Here is a 19,695-nt window from a genome sequence, read left to right on the forward strand (position 1 = left end):
GTACTGTGGCCACTAGGCAGCGGCGCTACGATGGCGCCGCCGTGCAGCTGCCGCCCTTTGGCGGCACGAGCTGCATCCAGCGATTGAACTCTCAACAGTCCTGAAGAAAGGGAGGAAATCATGTCCTCATCCCGCATCGCCTATCTGGCCTCGACCACCGCGCTGGCCCTGACCCTGGCGGCCTGCCAAAGCACGCCGCTGTACCCTGCCGACCCCTACCGCGGCGGCGGTGGCCACGTGGGCACCGCACCCAGCCGAGCCCCGGCCAACATGCTGGAGTACGGCTACGTGACCGACATCCAGGCACTGCAAAACACCCATCGTGGCAGCACTGGCGCGGGCATTCTGCTCGGTGCCGTCGTCGGCGGCTTGGCGGCCAACCACGTTGGTGGCGGCAGTGGCCGCACGGCAGCCACCATTGCTGGCGCCGTTGGCGGCGCCGTAGCGGGCAACGCCATTGAAGGCCGCATGAACAATGGCGGCGCGCAAGGGCAGGTCTACGGTTACCGCATCACCATCCGCGTGGATAACGGCCAGTACCGCATGTACGACGTCAGCGATCCGGGTGGCCTGCGCATCAATGATCGCGTCCAGGTGCAAAATGGTCAGATTGCCCGTATTCAGTAAACAGGCCAACAGGGCCCAAGCCCTCATGCTTCATTCATGCCCTGATTGGGCACACTGAGAAAAGCCAGTGTCCGCAAAGGCACTGGCTTTTTGCTTTTCTGAGCCTTATCGCTCCAAGCCTTGCAGACACAGGGCGATGGCCTGCACAGTGGGGGCGCTGGCATGGATTTGGCCAAAGCCAATGCGCTGCGCTGCTTGGGCGATGCGCGGGTGCGTGACAATGGCCGATTGCGCGCGCCAGAAGGCCTCGCCTTGCCCGGGCAGCAGCTGCGGCAGGTGTTGCACGCCTTCCGAACTACTCAGCAGCCAGATGCGCCGCGCTGCGGCAGTGCCCATTGCCAGGTCGCGTTGCCCGGCGTCCCAGGTGGGCGGGCTGCGCCGGTAGACGGGCAGGAAATGCAGTTGTGCGTCGCGTTGCTGCAGTTGGCGCGCCAGCCAATCGCGCCCATGGCCTTCGTCCTGCACTTGGCGAGGGGCTGCCGGGATTGCAGTGCCTGCAACGGCGCGGCTGCCGCGCAGAATCAGCACCTGGGCGCCGGGAGAGATCTGCGTTTGCACTTGTTGCCACAGCGCTTCGGAATCGAATTGCTCGGCATCGGCTGCCGGCTGGTCGATCCATTCAAGCGCAAAGCCCTGGGCCTGAAGGGCTTGAGCCGTCCCCGGCCCGGGCGCCCACAGGCGCGGCAGGTTGGCGCCAGTGGCCAGCAGCTGCCGCCAGAGTTGCATGGCCTGGGCATCCCAGAAGCCCTGCACGGCGTTGGGGCTGACGTGCATGATGGCGGCCCATTGATCCAGTTTTGCCAGCGCGCTGAGGCGGCGTTGCACGCTGGTGGCGTCGTCAAGGAACTGGATGTGGATCAGCGGCAAGGCAATGCAATCAATGCCCAGGGCAGCAAACTGCGCTGCCCAGGCCGCGTTCTGCGTCGCTGGGCGAGTCAGTATCAGGGAGGGGAGGGGGGCGGGCCGGGACACTGCGCGACAGATCGGATGGGCAGATGGCCCTTGGCATGTGCTGTGCTGAGAGCCAGTTCAAAATCTTTGCACAGCGGTCAAGAGAGCGGATTTGGGCGCTCTGCTGCGTTGCAAAGCCTCGCCATAGCCCCAGCTATGGCTGCGTTTTGCGCCTTGCAGCCCACCCCAAACCGCTTCTTGCCCACTCGCGCCGAGATTTTGAACAGGCTCTAAGGCAGGAGTTGCCAGCCAGACGGCGGCAAGAGAGAAGAAGGTGACGAGCCTGACCCCGGCACTGGCTACACAGTTAGGGCTGCTTGGTTCCCCACCTGACCCGGTTGGCTGCTTCACCATGCGGGAAGGCCCGTCGGCGGCGATTGTATGCGATCTGTAGCTGCCCGAAGGGCAATTGCCGGGCACCCTTTGCACAAGTGGACTTGGGCTTGCTGAAGAACAAGCCGAGGAAGGCATCAACTCAGCAGCAGGGCGTCGTCGGCCAGTTTTTCGCCCCGGGTACGCTCGAACATCTGCAGCAAATCGGGCACGTCCATGCCTGCACGCTCGCTGCCGCTGACGTCCAGCACAACCTTGCCCTGGTGCAGCATGACTGTGCGGCTGCCGTAATCCAATGCCTGGCGCATGCTGTGCGTGACCATCATGGCTGTGAGCTGGTTGTCTTCGATGATGCGGGCTGTCAAATCCATCACGAAGGCCGCTGTCTTCGGATCGAGCGCGGCCGTGTGTTCGTCCAGCAACAGGATGCGCGAGGGCTGCAGCGACGCCATCAGCAAGCTGACGGCCTGGCGCTGGCCGCCAGAGAGCAGGCCGATGCGATCCGTCAGGCGTTTTTCCAGGCCCAGGTTCAGGATGGCGAGCTTTTCGCGGAACAGCTCGCGGTTTTGTTTGTTCAGCGCAAAGCCAAAGCGGCGCTTGCGCCCGCGCGCCATGGCCAGGGCCATGTTTTCCTCAATGGTCAGGGCCTCGCAGGTGCCGGCCATGGGATCCTGGAACACCCGCGCCACCAGGTCTGCGCGCTGCCAGGCCTGTTTCTTCGTGACGTCGACGCCATCGATCTCGATGCGCCCCGAATCCATGATCAGGTCGCCGGAGATGGCGTTGAGAAATGTGGACTTGCCTGCGCCGTTGGAGCCGATCACGGACACGAACTGACCAGTGGGGATTTCCAGGCTGGCGCCGCGCAGCGCCGGGTTTTCAATAGGCGTTCCGGGGTTGAAGGTGATGCGCAAATCAGTGGCTTTGAGCATGGAGCAACTCCTAGGGGCTGTGCTTATTGGGCCAGCGATTTGAGGCGGCGCTTGAGCAGCGGAAACACCAGCACCAGGATGACCAGCACGGAGGCAATCAGGTTCAAATCTTGCGATTGCAGGCCGATCCAGCTGCTGTTGAGCGCCAGCGCGATGAAGAAGCGATAGAGCACGGCGCCGATGATGACGGCCAGCGTGGCCCACAGAATGCGCCGTGAGGGCAGCACGCTCTCGCCAATGATGACTGCGGCCAGGCCAATCACGATGGTGCCGATGCCCATGGAAATGTCCGAGCCGCCCTGGCTTTGTGCAAACAGTGCTCCGCCCAGGGCCACCAGCGCGTTGGAGATGGCCAGGCCCACGAGCTTGGCCCAGCTGGTGGCTACCCCTTGGGCGCTGGCCATGCGCGGATTGGCGCCGGTGGCGCGCATGGCCAGGCCGCGCTCGGAGGCGAAATACCAATCCAGGATGAATTTGGCGATCAGCACGACGACCAACAGAATCAGCGGCTTTTCGATGTAGTCGGCCCAGATACCAGGCATCAGTACGGTAAACACCGTGGGCTCCAGAATCAGCGGCACATTGGGTTTGCCCATGATGCGCAGATTGATGGAATACAGCGCGGTCATCATCAAAATGCCCGCCAGCAAATCCATGATTTTCAGGCGCACATTGAGCCAGCCAGTGGCAAAGCCAGACAACGCGCCAGCCAAGGTGGCGATGAAGGTGGCCAGGAAAGGATCTTTGCCTGTGGAGATCAGTGTGGCTGCGACGGCGCCACCCAATGGGAATGAGCCATCGACCGTCAGGTCTGGGAAGTTCAGGATGCGAAAGGAGATCAGCACCCCCAGGGCAACCAGGCCGAAAATCAGGCCGATTTCCAGTGCCCCCATGAAGGAATAAAAGGTCATCGCAGCAAACGGTTTTGGGTATTTGTCACAGGCCTTGGCTGCCGGTGCAAGCCAGGCGCGGGCCAGGTGCAGGTCATATGGCGCAGCATGGCCTTAGGTGGCCTGAACATCAGCGGGGCAGGCCCATTGCCTGCCCCGCTGTGATTGCCATGCTCAAGGGCTGACCCGTATGTGAACGGGCTGCCCATGTCGGTTCAAGGCTCTGCGTTATTCAATCACTTCCTTGGCGGACTGGATCAGTTCCTGCGACAAGCTCACGCCCTGGGCCGCAGCGGCCTTGGGGTTGACGTAGAGCTCCAGATTGGTGCTGCGCTCGGAAGCGATGGCGCCAGGCTTTTCGCCATTGAGGATGCGCACAACGATCTTGCCAGTCTGACGGCCCAGATCGCGGTAGTCTACGCCCAGGGCAGCGATGGCGCCGCGCTTGACGCTGTCGGTGTCCGACGCAACCAGGGGCAGCTTAGCATCGGTGGCCACTTTGACCAGCGACTCGTAGGCCGAGACCACGTTGTTGTCGGTGTTGGTGTAGATCACGTCCACCTTGCCCACCAAATTGCGGGCTGCGGCCGTGATGTCCACGGTGCGCGGGGCTGTGGCCTCGACCAGCTCGATGCCCATCGGGGGCAGGATGCGCTTGAGCTCGTTGACGACCACGACGGAATTGGCCTCGCCGGGGTTGTAGACCATGCCGATGCGCTTGACGTTGGGCAGAATTTTCTTGATCAGGTTGACCTGGTCTTCCAGCGCCAGGGCGTCAGACACGCCGGTGACGTTGGTGCCGCTGGGCTCCATGTTCTTGACCAACTGCGCTGCCACTGGATCGGTGACTGCCGAATACACGGTGGGGATGCTCTTGCTGGCAGCGACCACGGCCTGGGCCGATGGCGTGGCAATGGCCACGATCACATCCGGGTTCTGGCCGATGTAGTTGCGTGCGATCTGCGCAGCGGTGCCGGGATTGCCTTGCGCACTTTGGTATTGCCACTTGAGCTTGTCGCCCTTGAAGCCGCTGGCTTCAAGTTCCTCCTTGATCCCATCGCGCACGGCGTCGAGCGCCGGATGTTCGACGATGGCTGTGACGGCCACGGACTTGGCTTGCGCATATACGCTGGTGCTGGTCAGGGCGCTCAGGCCCAGCAGGGCTGCGGCAGCGGCCTGCAGCAACTGACGGCGGCCAGCGCCGCGCGCGATCATGGGAATGCGGTTCATGCAATCTCCTCGGGGGAATGGATGGGGACAGTGCGTCATTCAGACGAAGGCAGCCATCAAGATCCAGGCCCACCGGGGCCATGGCGCTGGCTGCCAAGCGGCGGCAATCGTAACTGAAAAAAGATTCTTGCAAGGGCCCTGTCAGGGGCTTTGGCATCAGGGCTATCACTGATATTGATGCGCCCGCAGCGGCCTCGCTGGCATACGCAAGCGCCACCCTATGGCAGGCAGCGTCGCATGGAGCGCTGGTCGGCTCCAAAAACGTTAAGGCCTGTTCAAAGGCTCAGCGCGAGCAGGCTCTTACTGCTGGGCTTTGGTGGGGGTGTAGCGCTTCATTTGTAAGTCAACGGCGTCGCCATCGTCTTGCAACAGAATGCGCACAGGCAAATAACCTGTGGATGCGGCCAGCCAGATTTCGGCCTGCTGATCGTCGGCCTTGCGTGGCAGGCGGCGCAGCTTGATGCTGGGCAGCGTGCCTGCAGGCAGGGGCAGGGATTGTTGACCATCAACCTCGAAGACCCAGCTTTCCTGTTTGTTGCTGGCCACAGTCCAGATGGCAATGCGCTGGCCCTTGACACGCAGACCGGGATCAGCGGCAACGCGAGCGGCCAGTTGGAAGAATACGCTCAGACGATCCTGAGCATCTGGGGGAACGCTTTCAGTCTGCCCACTGGCCACCACGGTGACTTTGCCCGTGGCTGGGTCGAAGCGCAGGTTGCGTTTTTTGCGTGCCGAGTCTGTGAATTGCAGAGGCTGCAAATGCCCGGCCCGGATGTGCCCACTGCTGACTTGCGAGCGCGTGCCCATCAGTGGCGCTTTGATGCTTTGCTCTGCCCGGTAGCTGTGCCCATCGTGCTGCCAATGCAACTGAGCGCTGGCACTGTAGGAAAAGCCGCTGATCTTGCCTTTGGCATCGAATTGCAAATGGGCCGCAGGCGGTATGCGTATGCGCTGCTGCGTGGCGGCAGGCGCTGTATCGGCCGCCAGGGCCTGATGCGTCACGACCAGTGGGACGGAGGACAGCAACAGTGCTGCGCAAGCGCGTGCCATGGCAGGCCATGGGCTGCTGCTGTTGGCGTCTCGGTCATTGCCATTTTCACGCTGGCAGGCCGTGCCTTGGTTGGATGCGCTGCTGGAGGGAAAAAAAGGAGTGCGAAAACTCATGGCAAGGTCATTTGATGCTCTTTGGCGAACGGCCAGGTGTTTTGCAGCTGGCCCATCAAGGCATCGATTTGTCGCAAATTGCTCTCGATGCTGGCGCGCAGTGTTTGCAGATCCTGCGTGTTGCTGCTCACGTGACCAGTGATGGTTTTGGTGTCACCCAGGATGGCGTCAATCTGCTTGAGGCTTTGGCGGCTGGCTTGCAGCAATTGTGTCAGCTGCTGAGTGGCGCTTTGGGCATCGCGCAGCAGACCACGTTGCCCGAACACTTGGCTGTCTGCATGGTTGACTGTGCGGTTGAGCGATTGCAGCAAGGTGTTGATTTGGGTAAGGGCTTTTTGCAGCTGCTGCAGCTCCTGGCCCTCGCCCAGCAGAATCTTGAGAGCCCCGCCCTGGCTGGCCGCCTGGCTGAGGCTGCCGCCCAGCTCATTGATGCGGGCCATGCTTTGCGCCAGGTCTGAGTCGCTGGCGGTCAGGCCGGTGAGGTTGTTGACCAGGTTGCGCACCGAGGCCATGAGCTGGGGGATTTCCGCCGAAGCGTCACCATAGAGTACAGGCCTGACGGCCCGGTCGGGCAGGGGCGGGTCGTCCCAATCGCTGGTGTAGGCCTTGAGGCTTGTGACACCCAGAATATTGCGCACCATGGTGAAGATGCTGGACTCGCGCAGGCGATGGGCGTTTTTTTCAGGCACTTCAATCTGGATGCGCACGCTGCCATCGTCGGCCAGCTCGATGCGCCTGACCCTGCCGATGGGAAAGCCAGAGAAGGTCAAATCCATCCCCAGCGAGACACCTTCTGAGTCATCTGCGGTGAGTATCAGAATCTGCTTGTTCTCAAATGCGCCACGCGCATACAGCAGATACCCCAGGGCGCCAATGCTCAGCGCGATGGTGATGAGCATCAGCAGAATCGACTTGAAATGCAGATGCGGCACGGGCGCCAGCGGCGCCAGACCCAGCGATGGGCTGGGCGCGGTGGGCTGCTGCGTGGCGCGCTGTTTGCTTTGGCCATCGGCTGGCGCCCCGGTCTGAGTATTGGGGGCAGACGGGGCAGGGGGCTGGTGCGGCGCTTGGCTCATGAACAAATGCAGTCAGGGCGGGGTCGCACAGGCACAAAACGGTGGGGGCAGAAAGGCCCGGTCAGGCAGAGCATATGGATTTGAGCGCCCGATACAGGGCTTGCAGGGCGCTCAGTAGTAATTGGCGACCAAGGATAACACTTCCACCAGAATGAGCAGGGCGAGCATGCGCGCCAGCGTAGCCAGCTCCGAATCGCGCCGCAGGCCGTAGCGGGGATCGGTAAAGGCCGCCGTCAGCGGGATCAAAGCCACGATGTAGCCAAACGCCACGGCCTTGGCCGCAAAGATGAAGGTGAACAGCGGCGTCATGGTGCGCCCGAAGGCGTGTGTAAACACCTCCAAGCCCGCCAGCGTATACCCATAGATACTGAGATACAGCGTGACCATGACTGTGGCACTGCCTATGGCCGCGAACATGATGGAGGCATACACCCCCATCAACAAGCGGGGAAGAAGCTCGGTCTGCAAGGCATCAATGCCTGCTGCCTCCAATCGCGCTAGGTGCTTGCGGTGCCGCAACATGGCCAACTCGGCCCCCAGCGGGATCGTCAGCTTGATGGCCGCCACCAAAGCAGCAGCCAGAGGCACAACTTCCACCAACAGAATGCGCACCATCAGGCTGGGCGTGAAATGGGCCAGGCCAAAGCCGTGCAGGGTTTGTTGCGTGATTTGCGTTGCCACACTGCCCAGAATGTAGGCGATGAGCAAAAAGCCCAGCAATGACCAGCGCAAGCGGGCATAGACCTGAGCTGTAACGACTTGCCAGATTCGCCACCAATGCCGGCCTGGCCGGCACAGCAGCACCAGCATGGAGCTGCCCAGGTACAGATTGCTCCACCACAACAGCCACCATTCGTGCATGTGCTGGCCGAAACTGCCTGAGTCTGCACCATGGGTGGAAAGGCGAGGGCCTGCAGGCGGCGAGGCAGGTGCGGGGCGACGCATGTTCACGATTCAGAACGGGATCACGACTTTTAGAGCCTATTCACCAGGGGGCGAGTGCGCAAAAAGCGCTTTGAAATGAGCAGTGAAAGCGCAGCGCACAACCAAGCCCAGTGACGTTACTCCCCCAGGCTTGGCTGCTTTGCAGGCCGCTAGGGCCTGATTTTTTGCCAACCAACTGGGCAGCGATCGTACTCAATTTATGAGGCCGCATGGCTTTGCCATTGCGAGCGATCTGAACGGCGCCAAGCACTCAGGTGCGCTTGGCGCATGCACGTCGGCGCGAAGGCCTGCGAAGCGTTCAACTGCTGCGCGAGGGGTCAGGATCAAAGCTGGCGCCTGGCGGCAAAGGTGCATTGGCGCCCACGAGCATGTGGGCCATGCGCGGCGCAACAGGCCGCGGCAGAGGGGCCGCTTGCATGCCCGCAGCATTGCGTTGACGCTCGTCACGGCCTGCATTGATGCCGCTGCGTTGACTGCGCGCTCCGTTGCGCAAATAGCGGTTGCGCGCGTCGTAGCGAGGCACAAAGCGAGAGAGCTCCGTCAAGGCCATTTCATAAACGCCGCGCTTGAACTCCACAACCACGTCCAATGGCACCCAGTAATCGTTCCAGCGCCAAGCATCGAACTCTGGGTGATCGGTGGCGCGCAAGTTCAGATCCCAGTCATTGCCCAGCAATTGCAGCAAATACCAAATCTGCTTTTGGCCTCTGTAATGACCACGAGCGTCACGGCGAATAAAGCGATCGGGCACCTCATAGCGCAACCAGTCACGGGTACGGGCAATGATGCGCACATGATGGGGATGCAGGCCGACTTCTTCATGCAGTTCCCGATACATGGCCTGCTCGGGCTTTTCACCACGATCAATCCCCCCTTGAGGGAATTGCCAACTGTGCGTCTTGATTCGCTTGCCCCAGAAAACCTGGTTTTTCTGGTTGAGCAATATGATGCCGACGTTCGGTCTGAAACCTTCCCTGTCCAGCATAATTGCACCTTTTTTGTAACTGGGCCGTATTATGCCTTGCGCGCCCGCTGGCGCAATCGGCGCATACCCGAACACGCGCTCGGTGGGCTGTTTGTGGAGCCTCTGCCCCCAACCGCCTGCCAAGCATGGGCAGCGGCAAGCAGTGTGCCCGGCCCCAAGAGCATCTGCGATGAAAGCATCGACGTTTTTTATTTCCACCTACAAAGAAGCGCCCGCCGACGCCGAAGTCATCAGCCATCAGCTCATGATGCGTGCTGGGCTGATTCGGCGCGTCAGTGCGGGGATCTACACCTACATGCCCATGGGCTTGCGCGTGCTGCACAAGGTGCAGGCCATTGTGCGTGAAGAGATGAACCGCGCAGGAGCCGTGGAGATGAGCATGCCCATGGTGCAGCCCGGCGAGCTCTGGCAAGAGACTGGACGCTTCGAAAAAATGGGGCCGGAGCTGCTGCGCGTGCTCGACCGCCATGGGCGGGACTTCGTTATTCAGCCCACCAGCGAAGAAGTCGTCACCGATGTGGCGCGCAATGAGCTGCGCAGCTACAAGCAGCTGCCGGTGAACTTCTACCAGATCCAGACCAAGTTCCGTGATGAGCGCAGGCCACGCTTTGGGCTGATGCGCGGGCGCGAATTCATCATGAAGGACGCCTACAGCTTCGACAAGGATGTGGCGGGCGCGCAGCGCAGCTACGAAAGCATGCGCCAGGCGTACCGCAGCATCTTCGATCGCTTTGGCCTGCGCTACCGTGCCGTGGCGGCTGACAGCGGCGCCATCGGCGGGGATTTGAGCGAGGAATTCCAGGTCATTGCCGCCACGGGCGAAGACGCCATCATCTACGCACCCGAGAGCGACTACGCCGCCAATCTGGAAAAGGCGGAGGCTCTGGCGCCACAGCAGCCGCGCGCGGCTGCCAGCGCCGCGCTGCAGAAAACGCCCACGCCTGGCAAGAGCACCTGCGCCGATGTGGCCCAGCTGCTGGGCGTGCCGCTGCAGCGCACGGTCAAATCGTTGGTGCTGGCCACCGATGAGCTCGATGAGCAGGGCGCTGTGGTCGGCACGCAGATCTGGCTGCTGCTGCTGCGCGGCGACCATGACATGAATGAGATCAAGGTCGGCAAGGTGCCTGGCCTGGATGCAGGCTTTCGCTTTGCCAGCGAGGCCGAAATCGCAGCGCACTTTGGCAGCAAACCCGGCTATCTGGGCCCTGTCGGCCTGGACCGCGAAGGCGTGCGCGCTGTGAAGATCGTGGCCGATCGCGAGGTGGCTGTCATGGGCGATTGGATCTGCGGCGCCAACGAGCCCGACTTTCACTACACCGGTGTGAACTGGGGCCGCGACTTGCCCGAGCCCGATCAGGTGGCTGATCTGCGCAACGTCGTGGCTGGGGATTTGTCGCCCGATGGCAAAGGGGTGCTGGCGGTCGAGCGCGGCATCGAGGTGGGGCACATCTTTTATCTGGGCACCAAATACAGCCAAGCCATGGGGGCCACCTTCCTGGATGAGGACGGCAAGCCACGCTGCTTTGAAATGGGCTGCTATGGCATTGGCATCTCGCGCTTGCCTGCGGCAGCCATCGAACAGAACCATGATGAGCGCGGCATCATCTGGCCTGACGCCATCGCGCCATTCACGCTGGTGATTTGCCCGATCGGCATGGACCGCAGCGAGGCCGTGCGAGAGGCGGCAGAGCAGCTGCACGCCGAGCTGCTGGCCAGCGGCGTAGACGTGATCCTGGACGATCGTGGCGAACGCCCCGGCGCCATGTTTGCCGACTGGGAGCTGATTGGCGTGCCGCACCGTGTCGTGATTTCGGAACGGAATTTGAAAGAAGGTCAGGTTGAATACCAGCACCGTCGCCAAACCAACGCAGAAAGGGTAACATTGGGTAACGTTACAGCCTTTCTGCAAGAGCGTGGCGTGTTGTAGAAACCGGCCTCAAGTCCTGTGCGCTGCCCCTCGTGTGGTGCTGCTGGAGAAGGGGCAGCAACTGGCGCCAGCCGCTTTTTCATGAGGCACGGCGGCGCGCAAGACTTTCTCGACGATGGTGACGAACAACAGCAAGCACAAACATGATGCGGCAGACAGGGCAGAGGAGAGGGCCCATCTGCCAGCAAGCCAAGCGGCCCACATCACCCGGCGGCGCCTGCTCAGCCTGGGTACAGGGGTCTTGGCAGCGCCGGCCGCGTTTTTGTGGCCGTGGCAAGAGACAGTGGCCCAGCAACTGGAAGAGCCCTTGGTCGATTCCGTGCGCTCGGCATTGCAGGCGGCCATTGCCAATGCCACCCCGCCAGAGCCCGTGTTCGCGGACACTGCCAGCCGTCTGGCCTATCTGCGCTGGCTGACGGCTACCAGCGACAAGCTGGCGCGGCGCATGCCCAGCGTGGCGGTGCGCCACGAGTTCCTTCAAACGGTTTGGTACGAAAGCAAACGCGCCGGCCTTGACACGGCGATGATTCTGGGCCTGATCCAGGTCGAGAGCGGCTTTCGCAAGCATGTGGTTTCACACGCCGGGGCTTTGGGCTACATGCAGATCATGCCGTTTTGGACGCGTGTGATTGGCGATGGCGATCCCGCCAAGCTGTTTCACATGCAGACCAATCTGCGCTTTGGCAATGTCATCATGCGCCACTACCTGGACATTGAAAAAGGCAATCTGTTCATGGCCCTTGGGCGCTACAACGGCAGCAGGGGACGAGCCACCTACCCCAATGCAGTGTTTGCCGCCCAGCGCCAATGGGAGTTTGAGGATCGGCACAGCCAGTCACCGGCAACAAAGACTGAGACTGCTGCGGCAGGGTGAAATTTTCCCGCGATTGCGATATTCTTGAGGTCCAGGGTTGAGAGAAGCACGACACATTTTCTTGGTGGGAGTTTGCAGCGGCTTAAGGCCGCTGCTTTTTCTTGGCCTGCCTTGTTGGCCCGCGCCATCCCATCGAAAATGTGCTTGTGCCCATCAGTGCGCTGGCGCGCTCAGGTTGGCGGCTTCCTGGTCCTTGGGCTCCTGCCCTTCGGCGCACAAGCGGGTGACCAACACCTGATCAATGCGGTAGCTGTCCACGTCCATGACTTCGAACTTGTAGCCGCCCCAGTTGACCGAGTCCGTGCGGCGCGGGATGCGACGCAGCATCACCATCAAAAAGCCCGCCATGGTGTCGTAGTCCTCGAAGTGCGGGAATTCAGCGATATGCAGCGCATGGACCACATCCTCAATGGGTGTGATGCCATCGATGAGCCACGAGTGTTCGTCGCGCTGCACGATCAGCTCCTCATCGTCTGGCCCGATCAGGTCGCCCATGACTGTGCTCATGACATCGTTGAGGGTGACCACGCCCACCACCAGGCTGTATTCGTTGACCACCACGGCAAAATCTTCGCCAGCCTGGCGGAACTGCTCCAGAGTTTCGGCCAGCGACAGCCGGTCGGGAATCACCAGCGCCTTTTGCAGCAAGCTGTCATCGCTCAAGGAAATGGGCTGGTTGTTCAGCGCTCGCTGCAGCAGATCCTGGGCATCGACATAGCCGATCACGTGGTCGATGTCGCGGTCGCACACCGGATAGGTGGAGTAGGGCTCAGCCCCGATTCGGGCCCGGATCAGCGCATCGCTGTCGTTTTGCAGGAAAAATGCAATGCGATCCCGGGCCGTCATAGCGCTGGTCACTAGGCGGTTGTCCAGGTCGAAGAGATTGGCGATGACGCGCTGCTCGTTCTGGGCAAGTACCCCGGCCTGGGTGCCGGCCTCGGTCATGGCCAGAATGTCCTCGGAGGTGATGCGCTCGTCACGCAACATGGGCAAGCCCAATACCTTGAAGACCAAATCGCTGATCTTGCTGTAGAACCACACCAAGGGCTTGAGCAGCGTGATCACCAGCAGCATGGGCCGGTAAACCCGCATGGCCACGCGCTCGGGCTCAACCATGCTCAGGCGCTTGGGCAGGATGTCGGAAAACAGAATGAACAGCGACGTGATCAACAGGAATGAAATCCAAAACCCCAATGTGCTGGCATGGTTGCTATCCAGCCAATGCGCCAGCACGCTGCTGATGAAGGGGCTGAAAGCACCTTCGCCGATGATGCCGCCGAGGATGGCAATGCCGTTCTGCGCCACCTGCACGACGGTAAAGTAGTCGCCCGGCTGCTCCTGCATCTGCAATACCTTGGGCGCGCGCTGGTCGCCATCTGCGGCCAACTGGCGCAGGCGAATGCGCCGCGAGGCTGCCAGGGCAATTTCCGCCATCGAGAAAAAGCCGCTGGCGACGATGAGCACGACGATCAAGAACAGGCTTTGCTGGGTGGACATAAAGACAAGGGCCTCATCCCATGATTGAGCGCCCGCAGCAAAATCGTCAACGGGCACTCAGCACAGCAGACAGCAGGCGGCACGCTTTTGGGGCCTGCGCGCCATGTGACTTTCAGGGACGTCGGCGCCCGCCAATAGCCAAGCCGCTGTGCTGCAACGGCGATATACCACCTTTGTGCCCGGATTTGTTGCGGTTGCCGGCATTGCCACTGCGGCGGCGTGTGCGTTCGGCCATGCTGTCCACGCTGGTGCGCATAGGGTCTGGTTGGCGACCGCTGTCACCGCGATAGGCTGGGGCCAGAGACATTCCCGCCTGCGTGCCCAGGTGCGCATCGGCGCGCAGCATAGGATCTCGCGGCGAGCGCTGTTGGCCCGAGGCGTTGCCCGTACCTCGCGGCTTATTGGCGCTGCGCTGCGACTTGTTGGACGGCGCACGGGCCCGCGCTGGAGCGTTCGTTGCCCCTACTGCCTCATCTTTGGTGGCCGGCGTGCTGCGCGCTGGGCGATTGCTGCGACCTCCAGCGCGGAAGCGGTTGCGCCGCTTGATGGGCTTGCCGTTGGCATCCAGCGGGCGCTGGGATGTAGGCGCGCTGTGCTCCGCATCTGCATTGCTTTGCGCTTGCTGCGCGTGCGGGTCTTGCGATGGGCCCGATGGCTCGGCTGCAGGCTGTGCTTTCTTGCGGCTGGGGGCGGTGTTCTTCTTGGCGCTGATGCGTTCGAGCATTTCGCGCCGTGCGGCCTTGGCGGCGGCCTGCATGACTTCGCGGCTGGGCGGCTTGCCGGCTCCGCCCCAAAGGGTTTGGCGCCCCATTGCGATGGGCTCTGCCACTTCGCCTTCTGCGGGGCCGAACTCGGGCATGGGCTCGACGGGGATCTCCTGCTTGGTGAAGCGCTCAATCTCCATCATGAAGCCTTCTTCGTCGAGGCAAACCAGGCTGACGGCATGGCCCTCGTTGCCTGCGCGGCCCGTGCGTCCGATGCGGTGCACGTAGTCCTCAGGTACGTTGGGGATTTCGTAGTTGACGACGTGCGGCAGCTCGTCGATGTCGATGCCGCGCGCGGCGATGTCTGTGGCCACCAGCACGCGCAGCTCGCCGGACTTGAAGCGCGACAGCGCCTGCGTACGCGCCGACTGGCTCTTGTTGCCATGCAATGCCATGGCGGAAACGCCATTCTTGTTGAGGAATTCGGCCACATGGTTGGCGCCGAACTTGGTGCGGGTGAAGACCAGCACCTGGCTCCAGTCGCGCGAGGTAATGATGTGCAGCAGGGCGGCCTTTTTCTGCTGGCGCCCAACAGGGCAAATCACCTGGCTGATGCGCTGCACGGTGGTGTTGGGCGGCGTGACCTGAATGTGCTGCGGATTGCGCAGCAAGCCCTGCGCCAGCTGTTTGATCTCATTGCTGAACGTGGCTGAGAACAGCAGCGATTGCTTTTGCGCCGGCAACAGCGCCAGCACCTTGCGCACGTCGTGGATGAAGCCCATGTCGAGCATGCGGTCGGCTTCGTCAAGCACGAGGTACTGCACCCCGCTCAAATCCACATGGCCCTGGGCATGCAAGTCCAGCAGGCGGCCGGGCGTGGCCACCAAAATGTCCACGCCCTTTTGGATGCGCTGGATCTGCGGCGTCATGCCAACTCCGCCAAAAATCACGGTGGACTGGATGTCCAGGTACTTGCTGTAGGCGCGGATGTTGTCTTCGATCTGCGCGGCCAGCTCACGGGTGGGGGTGAGGATCAGGGCGCGGATGGCTCGGGCCTGGCCTGCGGGCGCCGGGGCCTGGCGCAGGCGCTCAAGCAAGGGCAGGGTGAAGGCGGCTGTCTTGCCAGTGCCGGTCTGGGCGCCTGCGAGCAGGTCGTGCCCGGCAAGAATCAAAGGAATGGATTGGGCTTGAATGGGAGTGGGCTGGGTGTAGCCCAACTCTGTCACGGCCGCGATGATGTCGGCCGACAGCGTCAAGGATTCAAATGTCACAGCAAAGGGCACTCAAGGGTGCTCGGGGTTGGGTTATTGCCCGCAGCCAGCAAGGGCTGCTGGGCTGCGCAGTACAGGGCGGTAGGCGTTGTTGATTAGAATTGTGCGGCTGTGGAAAGCGCGGTCCAGCCAGCCGGGGCAACGCAACGAGGGTCTGTGGTTTTGGTCGACTGCAATCCAAAACGCGCGCATTCTCTCATAAGTAGCGCCGCTGTGCGGATTTTTATGTATCCGTATGAAATCTTCCCTGCAATGGGCCCTGTACCCGAACTGGGCCGATCCCATGCCCACGGCCAGCCCGCGCGGCGTTTGTTTTTTTAGGAATTGATTTTTCAATGGCACAGTATGTGTATTCGATGAACCGTGTGAGCAAGACGGTTCCGCCCAAGCGGCAGATTCTCAAAGACATTTCCCTGAGTTTTTTTCCGGGGGCGAAGATTGGCGTACTGGGCCTGAACGGTTCGGGCAAGTCCAGCCTGCTGAAGATCATGGCCGGGCTGGACAAGGAGATCGAGGGCGAAGCCATCCCCATGCCGGGCCTGAAAATCGGCTATCTGCCGCAGGAGCCTCAGCTCAACCCTGAGCAAACCGTGCGCGAATGCGTGGAGGAGGCCATGGGCGAAGTGCTGGCCGCGCGCGCCGAGCTGGAAAAGGTGTATGCCGCCTATGCCGAGCCCGATGCGGATTTCGATGCGCTGGCCGCCGAGCAGGCGCGCCTGGAGGGCATCATTGCCGCGGCAGGCACGGACTCTGAGCACCAGCTGGAAATTGCCGCCGATGCCTTGCGCCTGCCCCCTTGGGATGCTGTCATTGGCCACCTCTCGGGCGGGGAAAAGCGCCGCGTGGCCCTGTGCCGTCTGCTGCTGTCCAAGCCCGACATGCTGCTGCTCGATGAGCCGACCAACCACCTGGATGCCGAAAGCGTGGATTGGCTGGAGCAGTTCCTGCAGCGCTTTCCGGGCACTGTCGTGGCCATTACGCACGACCGTTATTTCCTTGACAACGCGGCCGAGTGGATCCTGGAGCTCGACCGCGGCCATGGAATCCCCTACAAGGGCAACTACAGCGAATGGCTGACGCAAAAACAGGCGCGCCTGGAGGCCGAGCAAAAGGGCGAGGAAGCCCGCGCCAAGGCGCTGAAGAAAGAGCTGGAGTGGGTGCGGCAGAACGCCAAGGGCCGCCAGGCCAAGAGCAAGGCTCGCATTGCCCGCTTCGAGGAGCTGTCGGACTACGAATACCAAAAGCGCAACGAGACGCAGGAGATCTTTATCCCGGTGGCCGAGCGCCTGGGCACCAAGGTGATCGAGTTCAAGAACGTGAGCAAGTCCTTTGGCGACCGCCTGCTGATCGACAACCTCAGCTTCAACATCCCGGCTGGCGCCATCGTGGGCATCATTGGCCCCAACGGCGCGGGCAAGTCCACGCTGTTCAAGCTCATTGCCGGGCGCGAGCAGCCCGACAGCGGTACGGTGGAGATTGGGCCGACCGTGCAAATGGCCTATGTGGACCAAGCGCGCGATGACCTGGCCAACGACAAAACCGTCTGGGAGGACATCTCTGGCGGGCTGGACATCATCACTGTGGGCAAATTCCAGATGCCCAGCCGGGCCTATGCCGGCCGCTTCAACTTCAATGGCGGCGACCAGCAGAAAAAGGTCGGCAACCTCTCCGGCGGGGAGCGCGGCCGCCTGCACTTGGCCAAGACCTTGCTTACTGGTGGCAATGTGCTGCTGCTGGACGAACCTTCGAACGATTTGGACGTAGAAACGCTGCGCGCGCTGGAAGACGCCTTGCTCGAATACGCGGGCACGGTGTTGGTCATCAGCCACGACCGCTGGTTCCTTGACCGCATTGCCACGCACATTTTGGCTGCTGAGGGCGACAGCCAGTGGGTATTCTTCGACGGAAACTACCAAGAATACGAAGCCGACAAGAAAAAGCGTCTGGGTGAAGAAGCTGCACAACCCAAGCGGGTGCGCTTCAAGGCGCTGAAATAACCGGCGTGCGCCTTTGTTGCGCCGGGCTCTTGGTTCTCGTCGACTTCGGACGAAAGCAAAGGGCCCGCGCCAGACGCTGAGTGAGGCGGCTGCCGGGGGCGGCCAGCGAGTCGGCAGCATGGCATGGACAGGCACAGACCCATGCCGACGTAGAGGAGGAATGACCCATGGTGCAAAACCAGGCCAACTGGCCAATATTCAGAAACGGGGTGGTTGCGGCTTTGCGCGAGAGCTCGGGCCTGATTCGCCGTGTGCTGCGCGACACTGGTGCGCGGGTGGCCCAAAATCAGGAGGGCGGCGCCGGCCCTGCCAATCCACAGCTGATTTCCAAGGCATTGCGCTGGATGGATTTGCATCATGAGCAATGGGTGCAGGCCTACCCGGGCTATTTGTTGCAGGCCTTCTCGGAGGTGCTGGAGTTCGATCCTTACAGCCAAGATGATGAAGTCATCTCGGGTCTTGGGGATATCGACCTGCACACCACGTTTTCGATCCGGTCCAAATCTGACCTGATGCATGTACACCGCACTTTGGAAGCGGCGGTGGAAAACGCTCTGGAGCGCCTGGATGGCCTGGTCAGCGCGGCGCGGGGCTACGACTACATCCGCAGCAACCGCAACCCTCTGCGGCCGGAGAACTACCTGCATGCCATGCAGAAAATGCTCGAAGCCAGCGAAGGAGAGGAAATCGTCAGGGTTTTGATCCTGAAAAGCTTTGCCGCCGCGTTGGCGCCGGTGCTCAACCGCACCTATTTCCTGCTGACCAATCAAATGTCCGAGGCTGGCATTGAGTCGGTGCAAAAACGGGCCACAGGCTTTGGCGCCATGACCACTGGCTTTGGTGATGTGTCCTATTTGCAGGCCAACGCCATCGATCCAGCTGCAGAGCGGCTGCTTACCAGAGAGGAGCTCCTCGAAGGCCTGGGGGCGGATGCTGCGCACTACATGCTCAAAAGCAAAAAGCTGCTTCAGGCGGGGGCACAAGAGCGCGCCGATTCCGACGCTGTTGCTCCGCCAGCTCCACCGCAGAGTTCGGCGCGCCCCATGCCGCCCCAGCAAGCCCCAAGCCCAACATCGACAACAGTGTCAATGGGTGACGAGGTGGGCGAAGGCAAGCTCAGCAGCCTGCAGGATTTGCTGCTTGCCGTGGTGAGGGACGTGGCCCACCTGCAGCCTTTGAAGGAAATCGTGGCGCAGCTGCAGCCCTGCCTGCGTCGCCTGGTGCAAAACGACCCGGCGTTCCTGCGAGATGCCCATCATCCGGCGCGCTTGTTCTTGAGCAAAGTCCAGGCAGTTGCCAAACAGTTCCCCCATGTGGACAGCCCTGGATGCCAGGATTTTCTGCGCCGCGTGGCCAGCATCAGCGCCACCGGTCGCCTGGCGCAAGCTCGCTCGGCAGAGCCTTTCAAACTGGCCTACGCCCAGTTGCAAGCGGGCGAGATGGGAACAGCAGCGGTGACGACGGCGCAGGCATCGCAGGCTGCGGCGCGCACGCATCACTCAGGCCAACCAGCCGCAGCAAAGCCTGCGCCCTCGCCCCAGGCTCAGGCCTTGTTCGATGCCGTCGTGACACGGGCCCAGGCTTTGCCATTTTTTGCTGCTGCCGACCCTTGGGTGCAGAAGTTCATTGCAGGGCCCTGGGCCAAGGTCATCGTGCGTGCGATTTTGCGACAGGAACCGCAGCAGGGAGCTGACCTGGATGTACAAACCCTGCTGGCCAAAGATCCCAAGGGCTATGCGGCTCTGGTGCCGTTGCTGCTCACCAGTGTGCAAAAGCAGTATTTGCAGCAGGCCGAACCAGGTTTGCTGCACTCCATTGCCGAAATGCACCAAAAGCTGCATGTGGGTTTGCTGAGTGTGGGGGTTGATCGCAATCAGGCCGAATCGGTCATTGCCAAGATCAAAAAGCTGCACCAGCAAGCCTTGGCAGCGGCTGCAGCAGCTGCCCCAGCAGGAGCCACCGCCGCAGCTCAATCCCATGGCAGCACCCTGCCCAAGTTGACGCATGAGCACATGGCAGACCAACAAGCCCCATCGTCTGAGGCGCTACCAGCTGAAGGCACAGGCCAGCTGCCCGACGCCTTGCAGCAAATGCAGGTAGGCCAGTGGTACATGATCGGCGAGACAGGGCAGCCATTGCGCACTCAGCTGACCTGGGCCAACCCCGAGCGGGGGCTGATGATGTTCACGTCTGCCGATGGCAGCAACCAAACCATGACCTATCGCCGCCTGGTGCAGCTGTACCAGCAGGGGCACTTTACGGCTCTGAACGAATAAAAGAGCCTGCCGCTGA

General features: G+C 61.7%; 15 protein-coding genes and 1 other RNA gene. 5 read left to right on the top strand and 11 right to left on the bottom strand.

Annotated features, from left to right (window positions below):
• Nucleotides 1–120: 120 nt before the first annotated feature.
• Nucleotides 121–627, top strand: a complete 507-nt coding sequence (locus tag CK620_RS02795; protein ID WP_095541966.1) for an outer membrane lipoprotein — start codon at nucleotides 121–123, stop codon at nucleotides 625–627.
• A 105-nt stretch (nucleotides 628–732) separates the two neighbouring features.
• On the opposite strand, the gene CK620_RS02800 is transcribed toward CK620_RS02795, so the two are convergent.
• The 9 genes from CK620_RS02800 to CK620_RS02840 form a co-directional block, all read right to left on the bottom strand.
• Nucleotides 733–1,599, bottom strand: a complete 867-nt coding sequence (locus tag CK620_RS02800) for a uroporphyrinogen-III synthase (protein WP_179290554.1) — start codon at nucleotides 1,597–1,599, stop codon at nucleotides 733–735.
• 252 nt (nucleotides 1,600–1,851) lie between these two features.
• Nucleotides 1,852–1,947, bottom strand: an RNA gene (gene ffs / locus CK620_RS02805) — signal recognition particle sRNA small type.
• A 101-nt stretch (nucleotides 1,948–2,048) separates the two neighbouring features.
• The gene (locus CK620_RS02810; protein WP_095541968.1) at nucleotides 2,049–2,843 is read right to left on the bottom strand and encodes an ABC transporter ATP-binding protein; all 795 of its coding nucleotides are present in this window, start codon (nucleotides 2,841–2,843) and stop codon (nucleotides 2,049–2,051) included.
• A gap of 23 nt (nucleotides 2,844–2,866) precedes the next feature.
• Nucleotides 2,867–3,754 carry an ABC transporter permease gene (locus CK620_RS02815; RefSeq protein ID WP_095541969.1) on the bottom strand — a complete coding sequence of 296 codons (888 nt, stop codon included), beginning with the start codon at nucleotides 3,752–3,754 and terminating at the stop codon, nucleotides 2,867–2,869.
• A 207-nt stretch (nucleotides 3,755–3,961) separates the two neighbouring features.
• Complete coding sequence (locus CK620_RS02820) at nucleotides 3,962–4,963, bottom strand: ABC transporter substrate-binding protein (protein ID WP_238945008.1); 1,002 nt, start codon at nucleotides 4,961–4,963, stop codon at nucleotides 3,962–3,964.
• A gap of 300 nt (nucleotides 4,964–5,263) precedes the next feature.
• The gene (locus CK620_RS02825; RefSeq protein ID WP_179290555.1) at nucleotides 5,264–6,013 is read right to left on the bottom strand and encodes a DUF3108 domain-containing protein; all 750 of its coding nucleotides are present in this window, start codon (nucleotides 6,011–6,013) and stop codon (nucleotides 5,264–5,266) included.
• Nucleotides 6,014–6,123: 110 nt separating this feature from the next.
• On the bottom strand, nucleotides 6,124–7,203 hold the full coding sequence (locus CK620_RS02830; RefSeq protein ID WP_143325886.1) for an MlaD family protein: 1,080 nt from the start codon (nucleotides 7,201–7,203) through the stop codon (nucleotides 6,124–6,126).
• Nucleotides 7,204–7,314: 111 nt separating this feature from the next.
• Entirely contained in the window at nucleotides 7,315–8,064 is a 750-nt protein-coding gene (locus CK620_RS02835) for an ABC transporter permease (protein ID WP_179290556.1), read from the bottom strand.
• A 382-nt stretch (nucleotides 8,065–8,446) separates the two neighbouring features.
• Nucleotides 8,447–9,133, bottom strand: a complete 687-nt coding sequence (locus CK620_RS02840; RefSeq protein WP_420894199.1) for an RNA pyrophosphohydrolase — start codon at nucleotides 9,131–9,133, stop codon at nucleotides 8,447–8,449.
• Between the two features lie 169 nt (nucleotides 9,134–9,302).
• Between CK620_RS02840 and CK620_RS02845 the strand changes: the two genes are divergently transcribed.
• Nucleotides 9,303–11,060 (top strand): proline--tRNA ligase, encoded by a 1,758-nt coding sequence (locus tag CK620_RS02845; RefSeq protein WP_095548977.1) that lies wholly within the window; start codon nucleotides 9,303–9,305, stop codon nucleotides 11,058–11,060.
• A gap of 178 nt (nucleotides 11,061–11,238) precedes the next feature.
• Entirely contained in the window at nucleotides 11,239–11,934 is a 696-nt protein-coding gene (locus CK620_RS02850) for a lytic transglycosylase domain-containing protein (RefSeq protein WP_420894200.1), read from the top strand.
• A 153-nt stretch (nucleotides 11,935–12,087) separates the two neighbouring features.
• Here CK620_RS02850 and paeA read toward each other — a convergent pair whose 3' ends face one another.
• Nucleotides 12,088–13,431, bottom strand: a complete 1,344-nt coding sequence (gene paeA / locus CK620_RS02855; RefSeq protein ID WP_095548979.1) for a polyamine export protein PaeA — start codon at nucleotides 13,429–13,431, stop codon at nucleotides 12,088–12,090.
• A gap of 112 nt (nucleotides 13,432–13,543) precedes the next feature.
• On the bottom strand, nucleotides 13,544–15,406 hold the full coding sequence (locus CK620_RS02860) for a DEAD/DEAH box helicase (protein WP_095548980.1): 1,863 nt from the start codon (nucleotides 15,404–15,406) through the stop codon (nucleotides 13,544–13,546).
• A 335-nt stretch (nucleotides 15,407–15,741) separates the two neighbouring features.
• Between CK620_RS02860 and ettA the strand changes: the two genes are divergently transcribed.
• Nucleotides 15,742–17,403: an energy-dependent translational throttle protein EttA gene (gene ettA / locus CK620_RS02865; RefSeq protein WP_095538659.1), complete on the top strand. Its 1,662-nt coding sequence runs from the start codon at nucleotides 15,742–15,744 to the stop codon at nucleotides 17,401–17,403.
• A gap of 167 nt (nucleotides 17,404–17,570) precedes the next feature.
• Nucleotides 17,571–19,679: a DUF1631 family protein gene (locus CK620_RS02870; protein ID WP_095548981.1), complete on the top strand. Its 2,109-nt coding sequence runs from the start codon at nucleotides 17,571–17,573 to the stop codon at nucleotides 19,677–19,679.
• Nucleotides 19,680–19,695: the final 16 nt, after the last annotated feature.

It is taken from the genome of Vandammella animalimorsus (assembly GCF_002285285.1).
In the GTDB taxonomy this organism is placed as follows: Bacteria; Pseudomonadota; Gammaproteobacteria; order Burkholderiales; family Burkholderiaceae_C; genus Lampropedia; species Lampropedia animalimorsus.